At 73.1% G+C, this 23,963-nt stretch carries 20 protein-coding genes; 8 read left to right on the top strand and 12 right to left on the bottom strand.

The genetic code is table 11. The annotated features are described in order from the left end of the window. Nucleotides 1–30: 30 nt before the first annotated feature. Together ACFWI8_RS21920 and ACFWI8_RS21915 are read right to left on the bottom strand one after the other, a co-directional pair. Nucleotides 31–675 carry a GNAT family N-acetyltransferase gene (locus ACFWI8_RS21920; protein WP_387094150.1) on the bottom strand — a complete coding sequence of 215 codons (645 nt, stop codon included), beginning with the start codon at nucleotides 673–675 and terminating at the stop codon, nucleotides 31–33. 10 nt (nucleotides 676–685) lie between these two features. Further along, on the bottom strand, nucleotides 686–2,620 hold the full coding sequence (locus tag ACFWI8_RS21915; protein ID WP_387094148.1) for an IucA/IucC family protein: 1,935 nt from the start codon (nucleotides 2,618–2,620) through the stop codon (nucleotides 686–688). Between the two features lie 274 nt (nucleotides 2,621–2,894). On the opposite strand from ACFWI8_RS21915, the gene ACFWI8_RS21910 reads away from it, so the two are divergent. Beyond that, entirely contained in the window at nucleotides 2,895–4,121 is a 1,227-nt protein-coding gene (locus ACFWI8_RS21910) for a trypsin-like serine peptidase (RefSeq protein WP_387094145.1), read from the top strand. A 66-nt stretch (nucleotides 4,122–4,187) separates the two neighbouring features. On the opposite strand, the gene panD is transcribed toward ACFWI8_RS21910, so the two are convergent. The 6 genes from panD to miaA all read right to left on the bottom strand — a co-directional run bounded on the left by panD (nucleotide 4,188) and on the right by miaA (nucleotide 11,231). Then, complete coding sequence (gene panD / locus ACFWI8_RS21905; RefSeq protein ID WP_387094142.1) at nucleotides 4,188–4,613, bottom strand: aspartate 1-decarboxylase; 426 nt, start codon at nucleotides 4,611–4,613, stop codon at nucleotides 4,188–4,190. A gap of 96 nt (nucleotides 4,614–4,709) precedes the next feature. Then, on the bottom strand, nucleotides 4,710–6,203 hold the full coding sequence (gene hflX, locus ACFWI8_RS21900) for a GTPase HflX (protein ID WP_387094139.1): 1,494 nt from the start codon (nucleotides 6,201–6,203) through the stop codon (nucleotides 4,710–4,712). 144 nt (nucleotides 6,204–6,347) lie between these two features. Then, on the bottom strand, nucleotides 6,348–8,474 hold the full coding sequence (locus ACFWI8_RS21895) for a RelA/SpoT family protein (protein WP_387094136.1): 2,127 nt from the start codon (nucleotides 8,472–8,474) through the stop codon (nucleotides 6,348–6,350). Nucleotides 8,475–8,745: 271 nt separating this feature from the next. Further along, nucleotides 8,746–9,645 carry a diaminopimelate epimerase gene (gene dapF, locus ACFWI8_RS21890; RefSeq protein ID WP_387094134.1) on the bottom strand — a complete coding sequence of 300 codons (900 nt, stop codon included), beginning with the start codon at nucleotides 9,643–9,645 and terminating at the stop codon, nucleotides 8,746–8,748. A gap of 20 nt (nucleotides 9,646–9,665) precedes the next feature. Continuing rightward, nucleotides 9,666–10,166, bottom strand: coding sequence for a hypothetical protein (locus tag ACFWI8_RS21885; protein ID WP_387094213.1), 501 nt, complete (start codon nucleotides 10,164–10,166; stop codon nucleotides 9,666–9,668). Between the two features lie 117 nt (nucleotides 10,167–10,283). Continuing rightward, complete coding sequence (miaA, locus tag ACFWI8_RS21880) at nucleotides 10,284–11,231, bottom strand: tRNA (adenosine(37)-N6)-dimethylallyltransferase MiaA (RefSeq protein WP_387094131.1); 948 nt, start codon at nucleotides 11,229–11,231, stop codon at nucleotides 10,284–10,286. 142 nt (nucleotides 11,232–11,373) lie between these two features. Here miaA and ACFWI8_RS21875 point away from each other — a divergent pair, with 142 nt between their 5' ends. Then, nucleotides 11,374–11,574: a hypothetical protein gene (locus ACFWI8_RS21875; protein ID WP_387094128.1), complete on the top strand. Its 201-nt coding sequence runs from the start codon at nucleotides 11,374–11,376 to the stop codon at nucleotides 11,572–11,574. A 28-nt stretch (nucleotides 11,575–11,602) separates the two neighbouring features. Here ACFWI8_RS21875 and ACFWI8_RS21870 read toward each other — a convergent pair whose 3' ends face one another. Both ACFWI8_RS21870 and miaB read right to left on the bottom strand, forming a co-directional pair. Continuing rightward, nucleotides 11,603–12,328 (bottom strand): hypothetical protein, encoded by a 726-nt coding sequence (locus ACFWI8_RS21870; RefSeq protein WP_387094125.1) that lies wholly within the window; start codon nucleotides 12,326–12,328, stop codon nucleotides 11,603–11,605. A 34-nt stretch (nucleotides 12,329–12,362) separates the two neighbouring features. Continuing rightward, entirely contained in the window at nucleotides 12,363–13,859 is a 1,497-nt protein-coding gene (miaB, locus tag ACFWI8_RS21865) for a tRNA (N6-isopentenyl adenosine(37)-C2)-methylthiotransferase MiaB (protein ID WP_387094122.1), read from the bottom strand. Nucleotides 13,860–13,973: 114 nt separating this feature from the next. Between miaB and ACFWI8_RS21860 the strand changes: the two genes are divergently transcribed. Continuing rightward, nucleotides 13,974–14,963 carry a TAXI family TRAP transporter solute-binding subunit gene (locus ACFWI8_RS21860; protein WP_387094211.1) on the top strand — a complete coding sequence of 330 codons (990 nt, stop codon included), beginning with the start codon at nucleotides 13,974–13,976 and terminating at the stop codon, nucleotides 14,961–14,963. A gap of 76 nt (nucleotides 14,964–15,039) precedes the next feature. Beyond that, nucleotides 15,040–18,108 carry an alpha-mannosidase gene (locus ACFWI8_RS21855; RefSeq protein WP_387094119.1) on the top strand — a complete coding sequence of 1,023 codons (3,069 nt, stop codon included), beginning with the start codon at nucleotides 15,040–15,042 and terminating at the stop codon, nucleotides 18,106–18,108. On the opposite strand, the gene ACFWI8_RS21850 is transcribed toward ACFWI8_RS21855, so the two are convergent. Together ACFWI8_RS21850 and ACFWI8_RS21845 are read right to left on the bottom strand one after the other, a co-directional pair. Continuing rightward, on the bottom strand, nucleotides 18,074–19,513 hold the full coding sequence (locus ACFWI8_RS21850) for a sensor histidine kinase (RefSeq protein WP_387094116.1): 1,440 nt from the start codon (nucleotides 19,511–19,513) through the stop codon (nucleotides 18,074–18,076). The two genes, ACFWI8_RS21855 and ACFWI8_RS21850, sit on opposite strands and share 35 nt — an antisense overlap. Before the next feature lie 18 nt (nucleotides 19,514–19,531). Further along, the gene (locus ACFWI8_RS21845; RefSeq protein ID WP_387094113.1) at nucleotides 19,532–20,224 is read right to left on the bottom strand and encodes a response regulator transcription factor; all 693 of its coding nucleotides are present in this window, start codon (nucleotides 20,222–20,224) and stop codon (nucleotides 19,532–19,534) included. A gap of 250 nt (nucleotides 20,225–20,474) precedes the next feature. Between ACFWI8_RS21845 and ACFWI8_RS21840 the strand changes: the two genes are divergently transcribed. The 4 genes from ACFWI8_RS21840 (at nucleotide 20,475) to ACFWI8_RS21825 (ending at nucleotide 23,906) form a co-directional block, all read left to right on the top strand. Then, a complete protein-coding gene (locus tag ACFWI8_RS21840; protein ID WP_311600669.1) occupies nucleotides 20,475–21,263 on the top strand; it encodes an amino acid ABC transporter ATP-binding protein in 789 nt (262 codons plus the stop codon). A gap of 76 nt (nucleotides 21,264–21,339) precedes the next feature. Further along, the gene (locus ACFWI8_RS21835) at nucleotides 21,340–22,182 is read left to right on the top strand and encodes a glutamate ABC transporter substrate-binding protein (protein WP_387094109.1); all 843 of its coding nucleotides are present in this window, start codon (nucleotides 21,340–21,342) and stop codon (nucleotides 22,180–22,182) included. 84 nt (nucleotides 22,183–22,266) lie between these two features. Beyond that, a complete protein-coding gene (locus ACFWI8_RS21830) occupies nucleotides 22,267–22,938 on the top strand; it encodes an amino acid ABC transporter permease (RefSeq protein WP_387094106.1) in 672 nt (223 codons plus the stop codon). Beyond that, nucleotides 22,935–23,906, top strand: a complete 972-nt coding sequence (locus ACFWI8_RS21825; protein ID WP_387094103.1) for an amino acid ABC transporter permease — start codon at nucleotides 22,935–22,937, stop codon at nucleotides 23,904–23,906. The genes ACFWI8_RS21830 and ACFWI8_RS21825 overlap by 4 nt, the downstream gene beginning before the upstream one ends. Nucleotides 23,907–23,963 lie beyond the last annotated feature (57 nt).

Genomic DNA, 23,963 nt, shown 5'->3' with positions numbered 1-23,963 from the left:
GGGGCGGGGGTCGGGCCGGCCACCGGGCGCTCAGCGCTCCCTGAGCATCAAGGCGGCACGTTTCTCCGGGAGCAGGACCTCGCCGACCCGCCGGAAGCCGGCGGCGCGGAAGGCCGCGATCGAGGCCGCGTTGCGCACGTCGGGCTCGGCGACCACGCGCCCGCAGCACGGCCGGTGGCGCAGCACGAGGTCGGCGACGGCGCGCAGCAGGGCGGCGCCGACGCCGCGGCCGCGGTCCTCGGGACGGCCGATCAGCAGGTGCAGACCGGTGTCGTGCGGGCGGGACGGGTAGTGGTGGGCGAGCGGATCGAGATCGGCCCGGTAGATCTCCCAGTAGCTCATCGGCCGCCCGTCGAGCACGCCGACGCAGGGCACGCTCCGGCCGCCGCCCCGCGTGAGCTGGCCCCGGACGTGCGCCGCGATGCGCTCGGGCGGCCCGGCGAGCGACCAGAAGGCGTCGACCACCGGATCGTTCATCCAGGAGGTGAGGAGTCCGAGGTCACGGGCCGGGACCACGGGCACGAGCCGCAGCTCCCCGGCCGGCGTGTCGGTCGGCCCCCAGTCGGCGATCCGGCCGACCGGGTGGAGCGGTTCGGCACACTCTCCCTCGGCGTCCTGATCTCCTCCGGCCTCGGCGGTGGCGGCGCCCCCGGCCTGGGGCTGGGCGTCGGACATGGCGGCTCCTTCAGGCGGTGGCCAGCGGGTTGGGGACCGTCACGTAGACGGACTGGCCGTCCACCGGGCCGACGAGCTCGTCGAGACCGTGCAGGCGGGTGAGCATGTTGGCCTTGCAGCGCAGGGTCGCCGACTCCAGCAGGTGGGCCACCAGCGAGGACACGGGATCGCCCCCCGCACCACGGGCCTCCTCGGTCAGGAAGCGGCGGAACGCGGCCAGCAGGAGGCCCTCGTCGGCGAGCCGTTGCGCGCCGAAGGCGCCGATGAGGCCGAGCACGTTGTTGATGCCGAGGTAGTAGGCGAACCGCTCGTCCGCCACCTCGTCGGCCACGAAGGTGTCGGAACTGGCGCCGATCCCGGGCAGCCGGCGCTCCAGGACCTCGCGGTGCGACGCGCGGAAGTAGTACCCCTGGTTGTCCCGGTAGCGACCGCCGGCCGGCCAGCCCTCGGCGTCGAGCAGGACCAGCGTGTTCTGCTGGTGGGCCTCGAGCGCCACGCCCGCCCGGGCGTCGAGCCAGAGCAGCGGCCGGACCACCGCGCGCAGATAGCGGAGCAGCCACTCGGCGGCCACGGCCGGCGTGCCGCGCCCGGTGCGGTCGGCGATGGCGCACACCACGTCGGCCAGGCGGGAGCGCAGCTCGGCCTCGGGGCGGCCGGGCCAGGGCCGGGGACCGGTGAGCGCTGCCAGGCACAGGGCGTCGTCCCGTGGCCCGAACGGGTTGTGCCGCAGGACGGTGTCGAGCCCTGGCACGGGCCGGCCCTGCACGTCGTCCACGGCGAGCCAGGCCGGGTCCCGCACGATGTCGAACCCCGGCCCTGTGGGGAAGGCGGCGCGCCACTGCGCGCCGAGCCCGCTGGAGAGCAGCCGGTGCACCTCGACGCCCCGGTGCAGCTCCTTGCGCAGGTTCTCCCGGCGGGAGTTGGTGATACGGAGGGCGAGCGAGAGCTTGAGCATGGCGGGCGCGCCCGGCCGGTGCACGGTGCGGACCGAGGATGTGGGGTACCACGGTTCGCCGTGCTCGCCGAGGTCGTGCAGCAGCCCGGCGCCCAACAGCGCGGCCACGGACGGGCGGTGGACCACGTCGCGGGCCTGCCAGGGGTGCAGCGGCAGCGGAACCGTGCCGGGCGGGAGGGCGAGCCCGGGGCCGGCGAGACGGGCGGCGAGCACCTCGGCCGGCACCGTCTCGCCGCGCTCCGTCCACGCGGAGTCGGCGGCGAGCACCGAGCGGTCGACGGCCATCCAGTGCAGCGGGAACGAGCCGCGCAACTCGGGTGACGAGCGCCGGGACTCGTGGCCCGCCAGGCCCTCGCGGCTCTTGGGGGTGGGGTGCAGCGGGTGGCCGAGGAGGAGGGACTGCTCGGCGTCGAGGAAGGCGTGGCCGTGCGCGGAAGGCCCCGGGGCGCGGCGCCGCTCGGCCAGGAAGCCGGCGGTCCGCCGCACCGAGTCGGCGACCCGGCCCACCATCGCGGTGGCTTCGGCGCCGCCCCGGCCGGCGCCGCCCCGGTGCGCCGCCTCCCGGCCGAGCAGGGCGGCCAACGTGACCGCGTCCACGGGAGCGGCGGCCGGAGGCGCGCCCTCGATGCGCACGGCGCCGAAACGGTGCCAGCCGGTTGCCGACCAGTACCGGAGGCCGACGCGGAGCACGACGCCCGAGGCGGCGAGCGGGACGAGCAGGGTGCGCCCGGTCGGCCTCGCCGCGCCGGTCTCCCTGATCCAGCAGCGCAACAGGCTCTCCACGGTGGCCGCGTCGGCCGCCGCCTCGGCGAGCGGATGCTCCAGCGGATCGGCGGCGTCCGCCGCCGGCGCCCCCTCCTGCTCGGCCGGCTGGGACCGCTCGCCCCTCGGCTGCCGCGGGATGGCCGGCTCCATGAGCCGGGCCGACCGGCGACGGACGGGCTGGCGCTCGCGGCCCGGGCTGCGGTCGGGACGAGGGCGTCCGTTCATCTCTCACCTGTCTGTGCTGGTGCTTCGCTGCTCCATCCGTAGTAACGATCGCGTGCGGGCGGGAACACGGCCTGTGGCAAGATCCTTTGGCGATCCGCGAAGCACGCGCCGTGGGCCGCCCCTTCGCGCCCCGGTGGAACCGGGGACCCGGCTGCCGCCGTCCAGTTGGTCACCGGCATAGTGGGGGTCCGCCCTCCGCGCCGGCGGTGTGCCGGGCAGATGCTCCGAGCACCACCGAGCAATACCAGTGAGACCACCCAGGGGGAGTTCACCCATGTCATCGATACGCAGGCGATCTTCACGTCGCCGCGCCGCGCTCGCAGCCACGGCGATGGCCGCCTGTCTCGCGCTCACCGCCACCGCCTGCAACGGCGACGACGAGTCGAGTGAGGATGCCCAGGCGCCGACCGACAGTTCCTCGGAAGGCACCGAGGGAGGCCGTGAACTCCAGGACATCATCGACAACCTGCCGTTCGACTTCGACGTCGACGCCTGGCTCGACGGTGGCTGGGAGAACTGGGACCAGGACACCTGGCTCCGCGAGGTCGGCGACTTCGTCAACCCGATCATCGAGGGCCTGTGGGACCCGGACCGCATGGGTCAGGCCGAGGACCCCGACCAGTCGATCGACGACGACCAGATCCAGGAGGACCCGAACGCGCCTGAGGCCGACGACCCGATGGCGGACCGGGGCATCACCGACCCCGAGCCGCTGCCCGTCGAGGCCGTCCCGGTGCAGACCCCGTACACGGAGAACGGCGCGCCGATCGGCAAGGTGTTCTTCGACAGCCCGGAGGGACCGATGGTCTGCTCCGGCACCGTGGTCAGCGACCCGAACAACCCGGGCCGTTCCAACCTGGTGGCCACCGCGGGCCACTGCGTGCACGCGGGCGTCGGCGGCGGCTGGTACCGCAACATCAGCTTCGTGCCGGCGTACAACAACAACGGTCTGAGCGCGGCCGAGGCCAACGACCCGGCCAACGCCGAGGAGGTCGCGCCCTACGGCGTCTTCTGGGCCAACTACGTGTCGACCACCCAGTACTGGATCGACAACGGCACCACCACGGGCGGCGACGGCGCCCACGGCGACTTCGCGGTGCTGTCCGTGGAGCCGGAGGACGGCAGCGGGCTCTCGCTCGAGGAGACGGTCGGCGCGTCCGTCCCCGTCAACTTCGACGCCCCGGCGGTCTCCGGTCTCGGCACCGTCTCGCTCTACGGCTTCCCGGCGGCCGAGCCCTACGACGGCGCCCTGATGTACAACTGCAACGGCGACCCGGGCCGGCTGTCCATCGACGCCACCATGCCGGTGCTCTACTGGGTCGGCTGCACCATGACCGGCGGTTCGTCCGGCGGCCCCTGGCTGCGGACGGGCGACGACGGCAACGCCGAGCTGATCTCGGTCAACTCCATCGGCCCGTTCGAGAGCACCTGGCTCGCGGGACCGCGGCTGGACGTGGAGGCGCGTGACGTCCTCGAGTACGTGAGCCAGCAGGCCGGCTGATCCGGCACCCAGCGACGACGAGGGGCCGGTGTCCGCGAGCGGACACCGGCCCCTTCCGTGTGTTGGTCAGCTGGCGGCGGCGACGGCGCTCGGGCTCCGCTCGGTGCGGCTGCCGGGCACCGGCTCCGACGGGTCGTTGCCGAGCCGGACAACGCGGTTGGCGCCGTCCACGTGGACGACCGTGGGCCGCAGCTCACGGGCCTCGGCGTCGTCCACCTGCGCGTAACTGATGAGGATGACGAGGTCGCCCGGCTTGACGAGGTGGGCCGCCGCGCCGTTGATGCCGATGACGCCGCTGCCCCTGGCGCCCTCGATCACATAGGTCTCGAGACGGTTTCCGTTGTCGATGTCGACGATGTGGACCAGCTCGCCGGGCAACAGGTCGGCCGCGTCCATCAGATCGGCGTCGACGGTGACCGACCCGACGTAGTGCAGGTCCGCCTCGGTGACGGTGGCACGGTGGATCTTCGACTTGAACATGGTGCGCAACACGATGCACGTTCTCCCTGGTCAGAGGGGTCGCGCTCCCGGGAGGGATACGCGCCGCCACCAGCATACGCGGGCGGCCGCGCGTCCCTCCCGGTCCGGTCAGCCCCTGGCCGCCGGCACGTACGGCGCGAGCAGCGCCGCGAGCTCCTCGTGGACCTGGGCCTTGAGCAGCGTGCCGTCGCCGGTGTGCTCCTCGGCGAGCACCTCGCCCTCCGCGTGCACCCGGGAGACCAACGCGCCCTCGGTGTAGGGCACCAGCGCCTCGAGCTCGACGGCCGGTCGCGGCAGCTCGGCGTCGATGGTGGCCAGCAGTTCGGCCATGCCCTGGCCGGTCTGCGCCGACACGGCGATCGCCCGCCGCTCGGCGCGCAGCAGCCGCTGCAGGACCAACTCGTCAGCCACGTCCGCCTTGTTGACGACCACGATCTCCGGGATGTCGCGCGCCCCGACCTCGCCGATCACCTCGCGCACGGCGGCCAACTGCTCCTCGGGGACGGGGTGCGAGCCGTCCACCACGTGCAGGATCAGGTCGGCCTCGCCGACCTCCTCCATGGTGGAGCGGAACGCCTCGACCAGGTCGTGCGGGAGGTGGCGCACGAAGCCGACGGTGTCGGCCAGCGTGTACGCCCGCCCGCTCGGGGTCTCGGCGCGGCGCACCGTCGGGTCGAGGGTGGCGAACAGCGCGTTCTCCACCAGGACGCCGGCGCCCGTGAGCCGGTTGAGCAGCGAGGACTTGCCGGCGTTGGTGTAACCGGCGATGGCGACCGAGGGCACCTTGTTGCGGCGGCGCTCCTGGCGCTTGACCTCGCGGCCGGTCTTCATCTCCGCGATCTCCCGGCGCATCTTCGCCATCTTCTCGCGGATCCGCCGCCGGTCGGTCTCGATCTTGGTCTCACCAGGACCGCGGGTGGCCATGCCGCCGCCACCGCTGGAACCGCCGCCGCCCATCTGCCGGGAGAGCGACTGGCCCCAGCCGCGCAGCCTCGGCAGCATGTACTGCATCTGGGCCAGCGACACCTGGGCCTTGCCTTCACGGGACTTGGCGTGCTGGGCGAAGATGTCCAGGATCAGGGCGGTGCGGTCGACCACCTTGACCTTGACCACGTCCTCCAGGTGGATCAGCTGGCCTGGGCTCAGCTCACCGTCGCACACCACGGTGTCGGCGCCGGTCTCGAGCACCAGGTCGCGCAGCTCCTGGGCCTTGCCCGAGCCGATGTAGGTGGCCGGATCCGGCTTGTCACGGCGCTGGATCACGCCGTCGAGCACGAGCGCGCCCGCGGTCTCCGCGAGGGCGGCCAGCTCGGCCAGCGAGTTCTCCGCGTCCCTGGCCGTACCCGAGGTCCAGACGCCGACCAGCACGACGCGCTCCAGGCGCAGCTGCCGGTACTCGACCTCGGTGACGTCCTCGAGCTCGGTGGAGAGGCCGACGATCCGGCGGAGCGCGGCGCGGTCTTCGCGGTCGAACTGCTCACCGTCCCGCTCCTCGTCGATACCGCTCCAGGCGACGTCCTCGTCCATCAGGGCGTCGGCCCGGCGGCCGGCGGTGCGGCGCTGGTGGTCCTGAGGGTCATGAGGAAGAGAGGAGAAGGTCAATTCGATCCTTAGAGTCGACTGCGATGACTGTCCGGGGAACGCCCGGGCGAACCGGAGAATTCCCGCCGCCCGCACCATGGTGGCACGCTGGCACCGCCCCGTCATCCGGGTTTGGCGGTGGTGTCGGACGTCGTCGGCTCCGCGTCAGGACCCGGTGCGCACGGCGCGACTCACGTCGTAGACGCCGGGGACCCGCCGCATCGCCCGCATCAGACCCGGTAGCCGTGAGGCGTCGGGAAGTCGCAGCGTGTAGGTGTGCCGCACGCGCTGCTCGCGCGGCGGCTCGACCTCGGCGTGCACCACGGCGGCGCCCTGGGCCGCGATGGCCTCGGTGAGGTCGGCGAGGAGTTCGGCGCGGCCCAGCGCCTCGGCGCGCAGCGTGACGCGGCCCTCCACGGCCCCCGAGCGCCAGCCGACGGCCAGCGGCTGTCGCCCGGCGCCGACCATGCGGACCGCGGAGGGACAGCTCTCCCGGTGCACGGTGACGGCGCCACCACGCACCGTGAATCCGAGGGCGCGGTCCGGCGGCACCGGGGTGCAGCAGCGGGCGAGCCTGACCGGCGCGCCGGGCGCGTCGGTCACCACGGCGCCCTGGGCCTCGGCCGCGGTCTCGGGTCCCGCGCCGGGCTCGGCGGCGGGGGCCGGCACCCGGGCGCGTGGCCCGGCGGCCGGGGCGGAGCGCTCCGGCTCGCCCTCCGTCTCCGGGGTCCGCGCGTCGAGCCAGCGGCGGATCGCGATCCTGGCGGCCGGGGTGACGGCGTAGTCAAGCCACTCGGGGGACGGTCCCGAGCCGCCGTCAGGGGCGAGCAGCAGGCTCACCGTGTCCCCGTCGCGCAGCACGGTGCGCAGGCTGGCGAGCCGGCTGTTGACCCGGGCGCCGAGGCAGGCGTGCGCGGCCTTGCCGTGCCGGGCGTACGCGGCGTCCACACAGGTCGCGCCGGCCGGCAGCTGGAGCGGGCCCTCGTCGGCCCGCTCGGCGAACACGGTGATCTCGCGGTCGCTGGCGAGCTCGTCGCGCAGCGAGCTCCAGAAGGTGTCGGGGTCCGGCTCCTGCCGCTGCCATTCGAGCAGCCGGGAGAGCCAGCCGGGTCGGGTCGGGTCGGCGCGCTCGCTGTCGTCCCCCGCGGCCTCGCCGTCGGCCGACCGGTGCGGGTCGCCCAGGGCGACGACGCCGGTCTCGGCGACGCTGTGCATCCGGTGGGTGCGCACCAGCACCTCGGCGAGCCGGCCCCCGTCGTCGAGGAAGGCGGTGTGCAGCGACTGGTAGAGGTTGAACTTGGGCGCCGCGATGAAGTCCTTGAACTCCGAGACGACGGGGGTGAAGCAGGTGTGCAGCTCGCCGAGGACCGCGTAGCAGTCGGCGTCCTCGGCGACCAGGATCAGCAGCCGGCCGTAGTCGCAGGGGCCGAGTTCGCCGCGTTTGCGGCGGGCCCGGTGCACGGAGAGCACGTGCCGCGGCCTGATGTGGACCTCGGCGGTGACGCCGGCCTCGCGCAGCACCTCGCGCACGGACTCGGCGACGGCGGCGAGCGGGTCGGGGCGCTGGGCGTGCTCCCGGATCAACGCCCTGGCCTGCGCGTGCTCCTCCGGGTGCAGGACGGCGAAGACCAGGTCCTCCAGCTCGGTCTTGAGGGTCTGCACACCGAGGCGCTCGGCCAGCGGGATCAGCACGTCGCGGGTGACCCGCGCGATGCGCGCCTGCTTCTCCGGGCGCATCACGCCCAGGGTGCGCATGTTGTGCAGCCGGTCGGCGAGCTTGATGGACATGACCCGGACGTCGCTGCCGGTGGCGACCAGCATCTTGCGGAAGGTCTCGGGCTCGGCTGCCGCGCCGTAGTCCACCTTCTCCAGCTTGGTGACCCCGTCCACGAGGTGGCGGACCTCGTCGCCGAAGGCGGCGCCCACCTGGTCGAGCGTCACCTCGGTGTCCTCGACGGTGTCGTGGAGCAGTGAGGCGGTCAACGTGGTGGTCTCGGCGCCGAGTTCGGCGAGGATCAGGGTCACGGCCAGCGGGTGGGTGATGTACGGCTCGCCGCTCTTGCGGGTCTGGCCGCGGTGCGCGGACTCGGCCAGCAGGTAGGCGCGGCGCAGCGTGTCCAGGTCGGCGCCCGGGTGGTGGCGGCGGTGGACCTGGGCGACGTGCTCGATGGCGTCGGGCAACCGGTTGTTGACGGCCGTTCCGAAGAGAGCAGCGCGGCCGAGCTGACGCAGCCTCAGCACGTCCCGGCGGTGTCCCCGCCGGCCCCTCGGTGCTGTCGCCTCTGCGCTCATGGGGTGGCACCTCCCGCGGTCTCCGGACCGGACCGCGGCTCATCCCAGTGATCCCCGTGACCTGTGATCCCGCAGCGGCGCCGGTGCTTGATGCTACCGAGCCCAGCACGCCGCTCCGACCACCGGGCGCCCCTAACGTGGTGGATCACCCAGGCGAGTGACGTATGTCCGGGGAAAGGTGGCCGAAAGCGATGGCTCGTCAGGCCAGGAACCATCCGGCGCACGACGGGCGCACATCAGCGCACGTGGGGGCGGGCGTGGAGCGGGCGGGTCAGCCGAGCAGGGCCGGTTCGAGGGTGCCCTCGGCCACCAGGACGGCGGGGCCGGTGAGGGTGATGGTGCCGTTGGGGAACTCGGTGACAACGAGTCGGCCACCGGGCACGTCCACGGTGTAGACCGCCGCCTCGCCGTCCCTGGCGGGGTCGAGACCGTCGCGGCGGGCGGCGGCGACCGCCACGGCGCAGGCGCCGGTGCCGCAGGAGCGGGTCTCGCCCGAGCCGCGTTCGTGCACCCGGAGGGCCACGTGGCGTGGGCCGCGGTCCACGACGAACTCGACGTTGACGCCGGCGGGAAAGGCGGTGGCCGGCGCGACGGCCGGCGGGTCGAACAGCCGCCCGGCGTCGCCCAGGTCGCCGACGAAAGCCACGGCGTGCGGGTTGCCCATGTCGACCTGGAGCGCCGGCCAGCTGCGCTCCCCCACGGCGACGGTGGCGGCCGGCTCCGGTCCGGCGGGCAGCCGCGCGGCCCCCATGTCGACGACGACGTCTCCGCCCTCCGCGAAGCGGACGCGGCGCACGCCGGCCCGGGTGGCGACGGGCAGCCACTCCCCCGCCCCGCCGGCGGCGGTGCCGTCCTTGACGAGGCCGGCGTGGCGCAGGTAGTGCGCGAAGACCCGGACGCCGTTGCCGCACATCTCGGCCACGCTGCCGTCCGCGTTGCGGTAGTCCATGAACCACTCGGCCTCGCCCGCCAGGGCGCGGGCGGCCGGCTCCGCGGCGGAGCGCACCACGCGCAGCACACCGTCCCCGCCCACGCCGGCGCGCCGGTCGCAGATCCGGGCGACGGTGGCGGGCGTGAGGTCGAGCCGACCCTCGGGGTCGGGGATGATGACGAAGTCGTTCTCCGTGCCGTGGCCCTTGAGGAACGGCACGGGCTGCGTGGTGGTGCTCACCCGTCCGATCGTAGTCGGGGTCAGCGCAGGCCGGCGACGCGCCAGACGGCGAGCAGGGCGAAGAGGGCGAGGCCGAGGCCGTAGAGCGCGAGGACCCGCCAGTCAGGGCGGCGCCCCGAGCCGCGCGGCGGCAGCCCGGGCCAGGTGAAGCCGGCCCGGCCGGCGGCCATCATGCCCCAGCCGGCGGCGCTGCAGCCGATCAACAGGCCCAGCATGGCCACCACGGCACCCGCGCCGTCGAAGGCGAAGGCCAGCGGGAACGCGAACATCAGGGCGCCGAGCAGGCTCAGCACCACGATGGGGGCGAAGAGGACGAGCTTCAGCCGCCGCGGCGGACGCAGCTCCTCGTAGGACTCGCCGCCGGCCGCGGGGTCGGGCAGCGCCGTGGTCTCCGCGTAGTCGTCTCCGGCGACAGGACCCGCGTCGATGTCGAGCTCGGCCTCGGCACCGGGGTCGAGGCGGGACGGGGGCGCGGGAACGTCCTCCGCCGTGCCGTTGCTTTCGCGAGGGCTGGCCTCCATCGCCACGCGCCCTCCCTACCTGGTTCCAACGGTTCACGGCCATTGCGACATTGCTCGATGATGGCACGCGTGATGGCCGCTCCCGCCCGCTTGGAGCGTCCCGATGCCATCACGTGATCAGGATGTGACCGTCCGTTCGAGCAGTTTCCACGCCCGTTCCACGAGTCCCTCGCGCCCCTCCCGCGACCCGTCGAGCCAGTGCACTCGGGCGTCGCGGCGGAACCAGCTCTCCTGCCTGCGGGCGAACCGCCGGGTGGCGCGAACCGTCTCCTCCCGCGCCTCGTCCTCGCCGCACTCGCCGGCCAGAGCGGCGAGCACCTGGTGGTAGCCGAGGGCACGCGAGGCGGTGCGCCCTGAGCGCAACCCGACCCGCTCCAGGGCGCGCACCTCGTCGACGAGCCCGGCACGCCACATCCGGTCCACCCGGTCGGCGATCCTGGCGTCGAGTTCGGGGCGGTCCACGGCGACGCCCAGCTGCAGCGTCGGATAGACGGTGGGGTCGACGCCCGGGCCCGGCAGCTGGGCGGTGAAGGGGCGGCCCGTGATCTCGATGACCTCCAGGGCGCGGACGATCCGGCGGCCGTTGCTCGGCAGGATGGCCTCGGCGGCCCTGGGGTCGGCGGCGGCCAGCCGGGCGTGCAGGGCGCCGCTGCCGACGGTGGCGAGCTCCTCCTCGAGCCGGGCGCGGACGGCGGGCTCGGTGCCGGGGAACTCCAGGGCGTCGACAGCGCCGCGCACATAGAGGCCGGAGCCGCCGACCAGCACGGGCGTGCGGCCGGCCGCGAGCAGCCGGTCGATGGTGGCCCGGGCCAGCCGCTGGTACTCGGCGACGCTCGCGGTCACGGTGACGTCCCAGACGTCGAGCAGGTGGTGCGGCACGCCCCGGCGCTCCTCCTCGGTGAGCTTGGCGGTGCCGATGTCCATGCCGCGGTACAGCTGCATCGAGTCGGCGTTGACCACCTCGCCGCCGAGGCGCTCGGCCAGCGCGACGCCGAGGTCGGACTTGCCGGCCGCGGTCGCCCCGACGACGGCGATGACCTGCGGGGCTGAGGCTGGGGTGTTCACCCGGGCAGTCTCGCAGACCGGCCGGCCGGTCCTCGAACGAGCGACGTGACGCGGGGGCTTTGGGGTCGTTTGGGGTTCCGAGGGCGAACCGCCGGCCTTCCGGCCGATCATCGCCCGTGAGTCGTCAGGTCAGGAGAGGTCCATGGGTGTGTTCAGCTGGTTGCGTCGCCGTGCCGCCGAGGAGGAGCCGCCCGCCGGCGGGGGACCGGAGTCGGCGGAGGACGCCGGCGCCGCGGCGGAGTCGGTCGGCATTCCCAAGCAGACGGCGGCGGCCGAGGCGGCGGACAACGAGACCAGGGGGACCAAGGAGGCCAGCGAGGCCGGGGAGGGCGCCCGAGCGTAGCGGCGCGCTTCCCCCCGGGCTCGGGGCGTCAGGTCCAGGAGGCGACGAAGTAGCCGACCCCGTAGGGCGCGTCGTCGTAGAGCAGCCGGCCGGCGAGGCCGGCGCCCTCCGCCGCGGCGGCGAGCAGCTGCCAGCCGGATCGGCCGGCAGCCCCGAGCTCGGCCGCCAGCGCGGGGTCGATGCGGCGCAGGGCGGCCAGGTCGGCCGCGCCGAGGGCGCGCGCGGCGGCCGCGTCGAAGTCCGCCGCGCGCTCGTCGAAGTAGCCGGGCGCCTTGGGCGAGCGGCAGGTGCTGCCGTCGCCCATGACCAACAGCGCGAGGCGCTCCTCGCCGCCGGCGAGCTCACGGCCGGCGGCCGCGCACCGCTCGGGTTCCAACTCCTCGCCCACGGCCAGCGCCGCCACGGGGGCCGAACGCCAGCCGACACGCTGAAGCAGCCACGACCCCACGGTCAGTGAGGGCGGCAGCTCGGGCTCCCCCGAGTCGCCCGCGGCCCCGGGGCCCGGGGCACCGAGCACGGTCTCGACGCCGACCCCGAAGCCGCGCAGCGTGCCCCGGGCGCCGGCCGCCAGGCGTGCGAGGCCGTCGCCGGCCGCGGGGCCCGCGACCACGAGGCGCTCGGGCCGGGCCGCGGAGAGCACCGCCAGCGCGTCGTAACACGCGGCGCGAGCCGCGTCGAGTTCGTGGGCGGCACCCCCGGCGACCTCGGGGACCAGCAGCGGTGGGCAGGGACAGACGGCGGCGGCGACGAGCATGTCGCGAGCCTAACCCCGGGTAGCGGCGGGCCGGTCAGGACACCGCGCAGCCACCGGCCGGTTCCGGCAGCGGGGCGGGGACGCCGACGCCCGGCAGGCCGAGCATCACGCCCGCCGGCTTGGCGTCACCGGTCGGGGCCGCGGTGCGCCGCTCCCAGGCGTCCCCCGAGCGGGTGCGGCGGACGGCCCTGACCTCGCCCTCGGCCAACAGGTGGTGCGGGGCGGCGTAGGTGATCTCGACGGTGGCCATGTCGCCCGGCCTGACCGGCTCGGCGGGGCGGGTGAAATGGACCAGGCGGTTGTCGGGGGCCCGCCCCGAGAGCCGGTGGGTGGCGTCGTCCTTGCGGCCCTCGCCCTCGGCGACCAGCACCTCCACGGTGCGGCCGACCTGCTTCTTGTTCTCCGCCCAGGAGATCTCCTCCTGGAGGGCGACGAGACGCTCGTACCGCGCCTGGACGACCTCCTTGGGGATCTGCCCCGCCATCTCGGCCGCCGGGGTGCCGGGCCGCTTGGAGTACTGGAAGGTGAAGGCCTGGGCGAAGCGGGCCTCGCGCACCACGTGCAGGGTCTCCTCGAAGTCCTCCTCGGTCTCGCCGGGGAAGCCCACGATGATGTCGGTGGTGATGGCCGCGTCCGGGATGGCCGACCTGACCTTCTCGATGATGGACAGGTACCGCTCCTGGCGGTAGGAGCGGCGCATGGCGCGCAGCACCCGGGAGGAGCCGGACTGCAGGGGCATGTGCAGCTGCGGCATCACGTTGGGCGTCTCGGCCATGGCCTCGATGACGTCCTCGGTGAAGTCACGCGGATGCGGGGAGGTGAACCGGACCCGCTCCAGGCCCTCGACGCCGCCGCAGGCGCGCAGCAGCTTGGAGAACGCCTGCCGGTCGCCGATGTCCGAGCCGTAGGCGTTGACGTTCTGGCCGAGCAGGGTGATCTCGCTGACGCCCTCGGCGACCAGCGTCTCGATCTCGGCGAGGATGTCGCCCGGCCTGCGGTCCTTCTCCTTGCCACGCAGCGCGGGCACGATGCAGAAGGTGCAGGTGTTGTTGCAGCCGACGGAGATGGCGACCCAGGCGGCATAGGCGCTCTCGCGGCGGGTCGGCAGGGTGGAGGGGAAGGCCTCGAGCGACTCGGCGATCTCGACCTGGGCCTCGCGCTGGATCCTGGCGCGCTCGAGCAGCACGGGCAGGCTGCCCACGTTGTGCGTGCCGAAGACGACGTCGACCCAGGGGGCGCGGCGCACGATGGTGTCCCGGTCCTTCTGGGCGAGGCAGCCGCCGACAGCGATCTGCATCCCGGGGCGGGCGCTCTTCTTCGGCGCGAGCTGGCCCAGGTTGCCGTAGAGCCGGTTGTCCGCGTTCTCCCGGACGGCGCACGTGTTGAACACCACGATGTCGGCCGCGTCGGCGCCCGGCTCGGCGGCGACGTAGCCGGCGGCCTCGAGCAGCCCGGCCATTCGCTCCGAGTCGTGGACATTCATCTGGCAGCCAAACGTCCTGACTTGGTATGTGCGCGCGACTTCCGGCATGCGAGAACTCAATCCAAATCGATCCGGGACCAGCTAGAGGCAGTCCCCAAGTCTACGTTCCGCTGGTAGCTTGCTCGGGTGGCTCCCAGCGCGCAGGACCGCCGCCTGCTCTCCATGCGTACGCTGCGCCGCCGGCCGGTGCCCGTGCTGCTCGGTGTGGCGGTCGCGCTCGTCGTGCTGGCCGGCCTGTTGTGGCGGCCGCTCTTCGGCTCCGACCCGCGGCCGACCGGCTCGGTGACCATGAGCACCGGCGTCGCCAGCGGGGTCTACTCCCGCTACGGTGAGCTGCTCCGCGGCCAGCTCGCGCGGGACGCCCCGGATCTGGAGATAACGCTGAAGCCGAGCGAGGGCTCGGTCCAGAACATCCAGCGGCTGGTGGCCGGGGAGGCCGACTTCGCCATCGCCACCGCCGACGCGATAGCCGCCTACCGGGCGGCGGACCCCGAGGGCGCCGACCGGCTGCGGGCGTGCGCGCGGCTCTACGACGACTACATCCAGCTGGTGGTGCCGGCCGACTCCCCGGTACGGGACGCCGCGGACCTGGTCGGCCTGCGGGTGGGTGTCGGCCAGGACCAGTCGGGGGTGCAGCCGGCGGCCAGGCAGCTGCTCGAGGCGGCCGGCCTCGACATGGAGGAGGACATCGTCCCGATCCGCTCCGGGATCGACGCGATGCCCACGATGCTGGAGGCGGGCCGCCTCGACGCCTTCTTCTGGTCCGGCGGGCTGCCCACCTCGGCGGTGCAGCAGCTGGCGGCCAACACCGACATCCGCCTGGTACCGCTCGGCGACCTGCTGCCCGCCATGACGGCGCTCGGCCCGCAGAACGCCTACTACCGGGCGGCCGGGCTGCCGCCCGACGCCTACCCGGCCATCCTCGGCTCGCAGGTGGTGGACACCCTGGCGGTGGCCAACCTGCTGCTGACCACCGAGAGCGTGGACGAGGCGCTGACCGAGCAGGTGACCAGGTCCGTGATCAACGGCCGGGACCGCATCGGGCAGGCGGTGCACGCCGCGCAGCGCGTGGACCGGCGCACGGCCATCTACACCCAGCCGCTCGAACTGCACCCGGGCGCCCGCGACTACTACCGCTCCGTCAAGCCCTGAGCCGCGAAATCCCCGGTCCCGCCGTCGTCACGTCCCACCATCGTCCATCGCGCCACGACAAGGGAGTCAGCCGAGCATGCACGATGACCGCAACCTCGTCGAACAGCGACTGCACCGGGTGCTGACCGAGCGGATCAGGCCCGCCGTCCACGGTCCCGCCGTGGAGCTGGCCCTGGAGCGCTGGGACGCCCCGGGCGAGCCGGTGCCGGTGGCCGAGGGGCTCGCCGCCACCTACCGCCCGGCCGCGGTGGGCGACGCCTGGGGGCCGGCCTGGGGCACGACCTGGTTCCGAGTGACGGGTCTGGTGCCCGCCGCGTGGGCGGGCCGCACCGTGGAGGCGGTGCTCGACCTGGGCTTCGACCGGCGGATGCCGGGGTTCCAGTGCGAGGGCCTGGTCTACCGGCCGGACGGCGAGGCCGTGAAGGGGCTGCACCCGAGCAACGACTGGGTGCGGATCGCCGACGCGGCGGCCGGCGGGGAGCGCGTCGAACTGCTGGTGGAGGCGGCCGCCAACCCCATCCTCAACGAGCAGGGGCCCGGCCCGCTCGGCGACCGGCTGACCGCGGGCGACGAGCCGCTGTACCGGGTGACGCGGATGGACCTGGCGGTCTTCGAGCCCCAGGTGTGGGAGCTGGTGCAGGACCTCGAGGTGCTGGGCGGTCTTATGACGCGGCTGGCCGTCGAGGACGCCAGGCGGTGGACGATCCTGCGGGCCGTGGAGGGCGCGCTCGACGCGCTGGACCTGGACGACGTCGTCGGCAGCGCGCCCGCCGCGCGGGCCGCGCTGGCCGGGGTGCTGGCCGCTCCGGCGCACGCCTCGGCGCACCGAGTCAGCGCGGTGGGCCACGCGCACATCGACTCGGCCTGGCTGTGGCCGCTGCGCGAGACGGTGCGCAAGGTGGCGCGCACGTCGGCGAACGTGGTCGCCCTGATGGACGACCACCCGGAGTTCGTCTTCGCGATGTCGCAGGCGCAGCAGCTGGCCTGGCTGAAGGAACACCGTCCTGAGGTGTACGCACGGGTCAAGAAGCGGGTGGCGGACGGCTCGTTCGTGCCGGTGGGCGGCATGTGGGTGGAGTCGGACACCAACATGGTCGGCGGCGAGGCCATGGCCAGGCAGTTCGTGCACGGCAAGCGGTTCTTCCTGGAGGAGTTCGGGAGCGAGACCGAGGAGGTGTGGCTGCCGGACTCGTTCGGCTACACGGCGGCCCTGCCGCAGCTGGTGCGGCTCTCCGGCTCGAAGTGGTTCCTGACTCAGAAGATCTCCTGGAGCCAGACCAACGCCTTCCCGCACCACACGTTCTGGTGGGAGGGGATCGACGGCACCCGGGTCTTCACGCACTTCCCGCCGGTGGACACCTACAACTCCGACCTCGGCGGCGAGCAGCTGGCCCACGCCGCCGCCAACTACCGGGAGAAGGGGCGGGGCTCGCGTTCGCTGGTGCCGTTCGGCTTCGGGGACGGCGGCGGCGGCCCCACCCGCGAGATGCTGGCGCGCGCCCGGCGGCTGCGGGACCTGGAGGGCTCGCCGCGGGTGGAGATCGAGCGGCCCGCGGCGTTCTTCGCCAAGGCGGCGGCCGAGTACCGGGACGCGCCGGTGTGGGTGGGCGAGCTGTACCTGGAGCTGCACCGCGGCACCTACACCTCCCAGGCCAAGACCAAGCAGGGCAACCGGCGCAGCGAGTCGCTGCTGCGGGAGGCCGAGCTGTGGGCGGCGACGGCGGCGGTGCGGGTGCCGGGGTACGCGTACCCGTACGAGCGTCTCGACGCGATCTGGAAGACCGTCCTGCTCCACCAGTTCCACGACATCCTGCCCGGCTCGTCGATCGCCTGGGTGCACCGGGAGGCACGCGCCACCTACGCGCGGCTGCGGGACGAGCTGCTGGCGCTGGTCGACGAGGCGCAACGGGCGCTGGCCGGCGGCGGCCCGGGCACGGTGGTGTTCAACGCGGCGCCGCACGGGCGGGGCGGGGTCCCGGCCGGCGGGGCCCGGCCGCGCGCCGAGCTGGCGCCGGCGACCGAGCCGGTCACCGTGGAGCGGGTCACGGCGGAGCAGGGCGGTACCGGCGGCTTCACGCTGGCCAACGGGCTGCTGCGGGTGGTGGTCGACGGGCGCGGCCTGGTGGTCTCGGCGGTCGAGCTGGCGTCGGGCCGGGAGGCGATCGCGCCGGGCGGCGCGGGCAACCTGCTCCAGCTCCACCCCGACCTGCCCAACCTGTGGGACGCCTGGGACATCGACTCCTTCTACCGGCACCGGGTCACCGACCTGGTCGCGGTGGACGAGCTGACGTTGGAGGCCGCCTCGGCCGAGGCGGCCACGGTGGCGGTCACCCGCTCGTTCGGGGCGGGCTCGCGGGTGACGCAGCGGCTGACGCTGCGGGCCGGCGCCCGGGTGCTGGACGCGGCGGCCGACATCGACTGGCACGAGCGGGAGAAGATCCTCAAGGCCGCGTTCCCGCTGGACGTGAAGGCGGACCAGTCGGCGGCCGAGACCCAGTTCGGGCACGTCCACCGGCCCACCCACACCAACACCTCGTGGGACGCGGCCAAGTTCGAGATCTGCGCGCACCGCTGGCTGCGGGTGGCCGAGCCCGGCTGGGGCGCGGCCGTCGTGAACGACTCGACGTACGGGCACGACGTGACGCGCGAGGTGCGTCCGGACGGCGGGCAGACCACGACGGTGCGCCTTTCGCTGCTGCGCGCCCCGCGCTACCCGGACCCGGAGACCGACCAGGGCGAGCACCTGCTGCGGTACGCGCTGGTGCCGGGCGCCTCGTTGGTCGACGCGGTCACCGAGGGCCACCGGATCAACCTGCCGGAGCGCGAGGTGCCGGGCTCGGCGGCCGTCGAGCCGCTGGTGACGGTCGCGGGCGAGGGCCTGGTGGTGGCGGCCGTGAAGCTGGCCGACGACCGCGGCGGCGACGTGGTGGTCCGGCTCTACGAGGCGACGGGGGGCCGGTCGAGCGGGCGCCTGGTGACCGGCTTCCCGCTGGCCTCGGTGACCACGACCGACCTGCTGGAGCGCCCCCTGGCCGCGGGCCCGCTGGCCCCGGAGTGCGCGATCGACGCGGCGGGCGGCGTGCCGCTGACGCTGCGCCCGTTCCAGGTCGTCACTCTGCGGCTGACGCCTGCCTCGGCAGGCTGATCGGCAGGTCCTCGCCCGGCTGCTCGGGGCCGTACCGCGGCAGGGTGATGGTCACCCGCAGGCCGTGCGGCCGGTTGTGCTCGTAGGCGACCGCGGCCCCGGCCGCGTTGAGCAGGGCGCCGACGATGGACAGGCCGAGCCCGGAGCCGTTGATGTTCTGGTGGCGGCCGCTGCGCCAGAAGCGGTCGCCGATCCGCTCCATCTCGGTGTCGTCGAGGCCGGGACCGGTGTCGGCGGTGACGATGCTGACCTGCTCGCCGCTCGCGGTGACGGTGAGCGAGACCTCGCCGCCGCTCGGGGTGAACTTGAGCGCGTTGTCCACGATGGCGTCCAGCGCGCTGGAGAGGCCGACCGGGTCGGCCCAGCCAGTGACGGCCGCGGGCCCGGTGAAGCGGAGGTCGACGCCACGCCGCTCGGCGACGGGCTGCCAGGCGGCGAGGCGCTCGGTGACCAGCGCGGCGACGTCGGTGGTCGCCAGGTCGGCCGGGCTGTGCTCGGCGAGGGCCAGGTCGAGCAGGCCGTCGAGGACGGTGGCGAGACGCTTGCCCTCGGCCCGGACGGAGGCGATCTCCGCGTTGTCCTCCGGCAGCTCAAGACCGAGCAGGTCGATCCGCAGCAGCAGCGCGGCCAGCGGGTTGCGCAGCTGGTGCGAGGCGTCGGCGACGAACGCGCGCTGCTGTTCGAGCACCTGCTCGACGTTGTCGGCCATCTCGTTGAAGGAGTGCGCGAGCCGGCGCAGCTCGGGCGGTCCGCCCGAGGGAGCGACGCGGGCGGTGAGCCGCCCGGTGGCTATCTCGTGGGTGGCCCGGTCGAGCACCCGGACCGGCCGCAGCACCCAGCTGGTGAGCTGGATCGCGGCGGCCACGGCGAGCAGGGTGGCCGCGGCCAGGCCGGCCACGATGGGCATCCAGCCGCTGAGGATGCGGGCACGCAGCGGGCCGGTGGGCGACTCGGTGACCACCACCGCGATCACGTCGCCGTCCCTGATCACCGGCGAGGCCACCACCAGGGTCCGGTCGGTGTTCCACGGCCAGACCTGGCTCGGGCCCTCGCTGCGCCGGCCGGCCAGCGCCTCGGCGAACTCCTGCGCGTACTTGCCGCCCGGCACCTGCCAGCCCTCCGGCGCCGCGGCCATCGACTCGCCGCCGCGCTGGAAGACGCCGGCGCTGATGCCGTAGACCTCGAAGTAGGTGTCGAGCTCCTGCTGGAGGGCGACGAGCTGTTCGCCGCCGGCGTCACCGGCGGCGAACTGGGCGAGCGAGGCGAAGCGCGCCGTGTCGTCGATCCGGTCGACGACGACGCGCTGCTGCTCACTGCGCGCCTGACTGGCGGCGAGCGGGATGCCGAGGGCGAGCAGCACACCGGCCAGCAGCACGATGAGCAGCGGGAGCAGACGTGAGCGCATGAGGGAGTGGGGGTGGGGTCAGACGGTGGGGAGCGCCAGCCGGTAGCCGACGCCGCGGACGGTTTCGACGAGCCCGGGCCGGCGCAGCTTGGCCCGGAGCGAGGCGACGTGCACCTCGAGCGTGCGGCCCGTCCCCTCCCAGCTGGTCTGCCAGACGTCGCTGATGATCTGCTCCCGGCGGTAGACGACGCCGGGGCGCTGGGCCAGCAGGGCGAGCAGGTCGAACTCCTTACGGGTCAGGGAGATCTGCCGGCCGTCCACCGAGACCTGGCGGGTGGCGAGCTCCACGGTGATGGGGCCGAGGCTGAGTACCCCGGTGGGGTCGGGCTCCGGGCCCGCCGGCTCCTCCTCGTGGGCCTTGCGGCGGCTGACCGCGTGTATCCGGGCCAGCAGCTCGCCGGTGTCGTAGGGCTTGACGACGTAGTCGTCGGCCCCCAGATTGAGGCCATGGATGCGGGAGCGGACGTCGCTGCGCGCGGTCACCATGATGATCGGCACCGAGGCCACGCGCCGGATCCGACCACAGACCTCGAAGCCGTCCACGTCGGGCAGCCCGAGGTCGAGGAGCACGACGTTGAAGGTGCGGTCGCGGACCAGCGTGATGGCCTCCTCGCCGCCGCGGGCGCGGGCCACGTCGAAGCCGTGCCTGGTCAGCACGGCGACCAGGGCGGCGGCGACATGCTCGTCGTCCTCGACCAGGAGCAGTCTCACCCGCGCATTCCTCCCACGGCAGTTGAAGCGTATCCCCGCATCCATGCCGATGGACGCGGCCGGCGTCAAGGGGGTCGGGGGAGGCTGAACGGTTCCGTTACCCGGTTCTCACCGAACGCGGTGGCCACGACACCGAGCGCAACGAGACCGCGATCACATCGTGACCCTCAATTTCCGCTCAGATCTGCTGACGGTGCTTGTAAGCGCTGGCTAAGGTCCCGTCAACCGACGAGGACGGAGCAAAGCCACGATGAGCAATGTGCCGCTGACCAAGGATGCCGCTGAGGAGGCCGCGCCCCTGGCGGAAGACCTTGTCGTCCTGGACAGCGTGAACAAGCACTTCGGTGCGCTGCACGTGCTCCAGGACATCAACCTGACGATCAAGCGCGGCGAAGTGGTCGTCGTGATCGGTCCCTCGGGTTCCGGCAAGTCGACCCTGTGCCGGACCATCAACCGCCTGGAGACCATCGACGCGGGATCGATCACCATCGACGGTGATCCCCTGCCCGATGAGGGCCGGGGTCTGGCCCGGCTGCGCGCCGACGTGGGCATGGTCTTCCAGTCCTTCAACCTCTTCGCGCACAAGACCGTGCTCGAGAACGTGATGCTGGGTCCGATCAAGGTCAGGCGTCAGAACAAGGATGAGGTCGAGACCCGGGCGCGTGAGCTGCTCGACCGGGTCGGCGTCGGCACCCAGGCCGACAAGTACCCGGCCCAGCTCTCGGGTGGTCAGCAGCAGCGGGTGGCGATCGCCCGCGCGCTGGCCATGCAGCCCAAGGTGATGCTCTTCGACGAGCCCACCTCGGCGCTCGACCCGGAGATGATCAACGAGGTCCTCGAGGTCATGCAGCAGCTGGCCAGGGAGGGCATGACGATGGTCGTCGTCACCCACGAGATGGGCTTCGCCCGTTCCGCCGCCGATCGCGTGGTGTTCATGGCGGACGGCCGGATCGTCGAAGAGGCGGCCCCGCACCAGTTCTTCGACAACCCCCGCAGCGACCGGGCCAAGGACTTCCTCTCGAAGATCCTCAAGCACTGACGCTCGCGACTCACGACGCGACCAGCTCGGTCGCCCACGGACCCGCACCACTTTTACGACAACAAGGGATCATGCAATGAGACTCCGCAAGGCAAGCGCGCTGGCCGCCTCCGTTCTCGCTCTCTCGCTCGCCGCCACGGCGTGCGGCTCCGGTGACGACGAGGATGGCAGCGAGGGCGGAAGCGGCGGCGGCGACAGCATCACCATCGGCATCAAGTTCGACCAGCCGGGTCTCGGCCTGCAGACCCCGGACGGCGACTACGCCGGCTTCGACGTGGACGTCGCCACCTACATCGCGGGCGAGCTCGGCTACGAGCCCGACCAGATCGAGTTCGTCGAGTCGCCGAGTGGCGACCGCGAGAGCATGCTCCAGCGCGGCGACGTGGACTTCATCGTGGCCACCTACTCGATCACCGAGGAGCGCGAGCAGCAGGTCAGCTTCGCGGGCCCGTACTTCCTCGCGCACCAGGACCTGCTGATGCGGACGGGCGAGACGGTCTCCTCGCCGGACGAGATCAACGAGCTGACCCTCTGTTCGGTCACCGGCTCCACCTCCGCGCAGAACGTCCAGAACGACTTCGCGCCGGACGCCCAGCTCCAGGAGATGGGCACCTACTCGGAGTGCCTGACCGGCCTGGAGAACGGCGCGGTCGACGCCCTGACCACGGACGACTCGATCCTCGCCGGCTACGCCTCGCAGGAGGCCAACCAGGGCAAGTTCGAGCTCGCCGGTCTCGAACTGAGCGACGAGTACTACGGCGTCGGTATCCCCAAGGACGACACCGAGCTCCAGGGGCAGATCAACGACGCGATCCAGAGCATGGTCGACTCCGGCGCCTGGCAGGAGGCGGTCGACGCCAACCTCGGCCCGGCCGGTTACGAGAACGAGCCGGCCCCCGAGATCGAGGCCGCCAGCTGACCCACCGGGTCCCCGCGGCGCGCCGCCCCGACCGGCGGCGCGCCGCACCCATTCCGCACCCTCTAGTCGAGACTGAGAGACTCCGTGTTCGACTTCCTAGACCTCGAACAGTACGACCTGTTCGGCGCGTTCTGGACGACGGTGCAGCTCACCGTCTACTCCGCGATCGGCTCCCTGATCTGGGGCACGATCCTGGCGGGCATGCGGGTCAGCCCGGTCCCGATCATGCGCGCCTTCGGCACCGCCTACGTCCATCTCTTCCGCAACACCCCGCTGACCCTGATCATCGTCTTCTGCTCCCTGGGCCTCGGCCAGACGCTGGGCATGACGATGTTCTCCGACGAGCTCGACACGACCGGCTTCCGACTGGCCGTCCTCGGCTTCATCGCGTACACCTCGACCTTCGTCTGTGAGGCGCTGCGCTCCGGCATCAACACCGTGCCGGTGGGCCAGGCCGAGGCGGCGCGGGCCCTCGGCCTCAGCTTCGGGCAGGTGCTGCGCATCGTGGTGCTGCCGCAGGCCTTCCGCTCGGTGGTGGCCCCGCTGGCCAACGTGCTGATCGCGCTCACCAAGAACACCACGGTGGCGGCCGCCATCGGCGTGGCCGAGGCCGCCGCCCTGATGCGGACCATGATCGAGAACGAGGCCAACCTCATCCCGATCGCCCTGTTGTTCGCCCTCGGTTTCATCATTTTGACCCTGCCGACCGGGCTGTTCCTCGGCTGGCTGGCCAAGCGCGTGGCGGTGAAGCGATGACCAACCTCTCCGTTCTGTATGACGCCCCGGGCCCCCGGGCCAAGCGGCGGAACGTGCTCTACGCCGTGCTGTTTGTTGCCGTGCTCGGCGCCTTCCTCTGGTGGGTCTACCAGGCGCTCGACGACAAGAACCAGCTCGACGGGGAGAAGTGGGACGTCTTCGTCACCGACTCCCGGGTCTGGACCACCTTCCTCTGGCCCGGCCTGCAGGACACGCTGAGGGCGGCGGCCCTGTCGCTGGTCATCGCGCTGCCGCTCGGTGTCGTGTTCGGCATCGGCCGGCTCTCCGACCACTGGTGGATCCGCCGGCCCTGCGACGTCATCGTCGAGTTCTTCCGCGCCGTTCCGGTGCTGCTGATGATGATCTTCGCCAACGAGGCGTACGCGATGTGGTCCGACGTGGACCGCGACGTCCGCCCGCTGTACGCGGTGGTGACCGGCCTGGTCCTGTACAACGCCTCGGTGCTCGCCGAGATCGTGCGGGCCGGCGTGCTGACGCTGCCACGCGGCCAGGGCGAGGCGGCCCGGGCGATCGGTCTGCGCAAGGGCCAGACCATGGTCCACGTGCTGCTGCCCCAGGCGGTGACCGCGATGCTGCCGGCGATCGTCAGCCAGCTGGTGGTCATCGTGAAGGACACCACGCTCGGCGGCGCCATGCTGGGCTACAGCGAGCTGCTGTCCAACGCGCGACTGGTGTCCACCAACTACGCCAACACCATCGCCGCCTACACGGTGGCCGCGATCCTCTTCATCGCGCTGAACTTCCTGCTCACCAGCCTGGCCGCCTGGCTGGAGAACCGGCTGCGGCGCGGCAAGCGGGGCACCGGCGTAGTGGTGAAGAACGACCCCACGGACCTGATGGACCAGTCCGGAGCGGCGCTGATCCCCAACGTCCGGGTCCCGCAGCCCGAGAGCGTGGCGGCGCCACGGTCCTCGACAGGCGCGGCCACCTCCGACGCGACCACCTGACGATCACCGGGGACCGGGCGGACTTGACGCCCGATCAGCCGCTGGGTTGCATACGTG

This window comes from Streptomyces sp. NPDC127098 (assembly GCF_042722465.1).
In the GTDB taxonomy this organism is placed as follows: domain Bacteria; phylum Actinomycetota; class Actinomycetes; order Streptomycetales; family Streptomycetaceae; genus Streptomyces; species Streptomyces millisiae.
This window is presented reverse-complemented; position numbering and strand designations above follow the sequence as displayed.

Excerpts from the sequence above, each read along its gene's own strand:
- ACFWI8_RS21920 (WP_387094150.1), bottom strand. The coding sequence starts at position 675 with ATGTCCGACGCCCAGCCCCAGGCCGGGGGCGCCGCCACCGCCGAGGCC.
- ACFWI8_RS21855 (WP_387094119.1), top strand. The coding sequence starts at position 15,040 with ATGCACGATGACCGCAACCTCGTCGAACAGCGACTGCACCGGGTGCTG.
- ACFWI8_RS21885 (WP_387094213.1), bottom strand. The coding sequence starts at position 10,166 with ATGGAGGCCAGCCCTCGCGAAAGCAACGGCACGGCGGAGGACGTTCCC.
- ACFWI8_RS21840 (WP_311600669.1), top strand. The coding sequence starts at position 20,475 with ATGAGCAATGTGCCGCTGACCAAGGATGCCGCTGAGGAGGCCGCGCCC.
- ACFWI8_RS21895 (WP_387094136.1), bottom strand. The coding sequence starts at position 8,474 with ATGAGCGCAGAGGCGACAGCACCGAGGGGCCGGCGGGGACACCGCCGG.
- ACFWI8_RS21850 (WP_387094116.1), bottom strand. The coding sequence starts at position 19,513 with ATGCGCTCACGTCTGCTCCCGCTGCTCATCGTGCTGCTGGCCGGTGTG.
- ACFWI8_RS21915 (WP_387094148.1), bottom strand. The coding sequence starts at position 2,620 with ATGAACGGACGCCCTCGTCCCGACCGCAGCCCGGGCCGCGAGCGCCAG.
- ACFWI8_RS21835 (WP_387094109.1), top strand. The coding sequence starts at position 21,340 with ATGAGACTCCGCAAGGCAAGCGCGCTGGCCGCCTCCGTTCTCGCTCTC.
- ACFWI8_RS21870 (WP_387094125.1), bottom strand. The coding sequence starts at position 12,328 with ATGCTCGTCGCCGCCGCCGTCTGTCCCTGCCCACCGCTGCTGGTCCCC.
- ACFWI8_RS21860 (WP_387094211.1), top strand. The coding sequence starts at position 13,974 with ATGCGTACGCTGCGCCGCCGGCCGGTGCCCGTGCTGCTCGGTGTGGCG.
- ACFWI8_RS21875 (WP_387094128.1), top strand. The coding sequence starts at position 11,374 with ATGGGTGTGTTCAGCTGGTTGCGTCGCCGTGCCGCCGAGGAGGAGCCG.
- ACFWI8_RS21825 (WP_387094103.1), top strand. The coding sequence starts at position 22,935 with ATGACCAACCTCTCCGTTCTGTATGACGCCCCGGGCCCCCGGGCCAAG.
- miaB (WP_387094122.1), bottom strand. The coding sequence starts at position 13,859 with ATGCCGGAAGTCGCGCGCACATACCAAGTCAGGACGTTTGGCTGCCAG.
- ACFWI8_RS21910 (WP_387094145.1), top strand. The coding sequence starts at position 2,895 with ATGTCATCGATACGCAGGCGATCTTCACGTCGCCGCGCCGCGCTCGCA.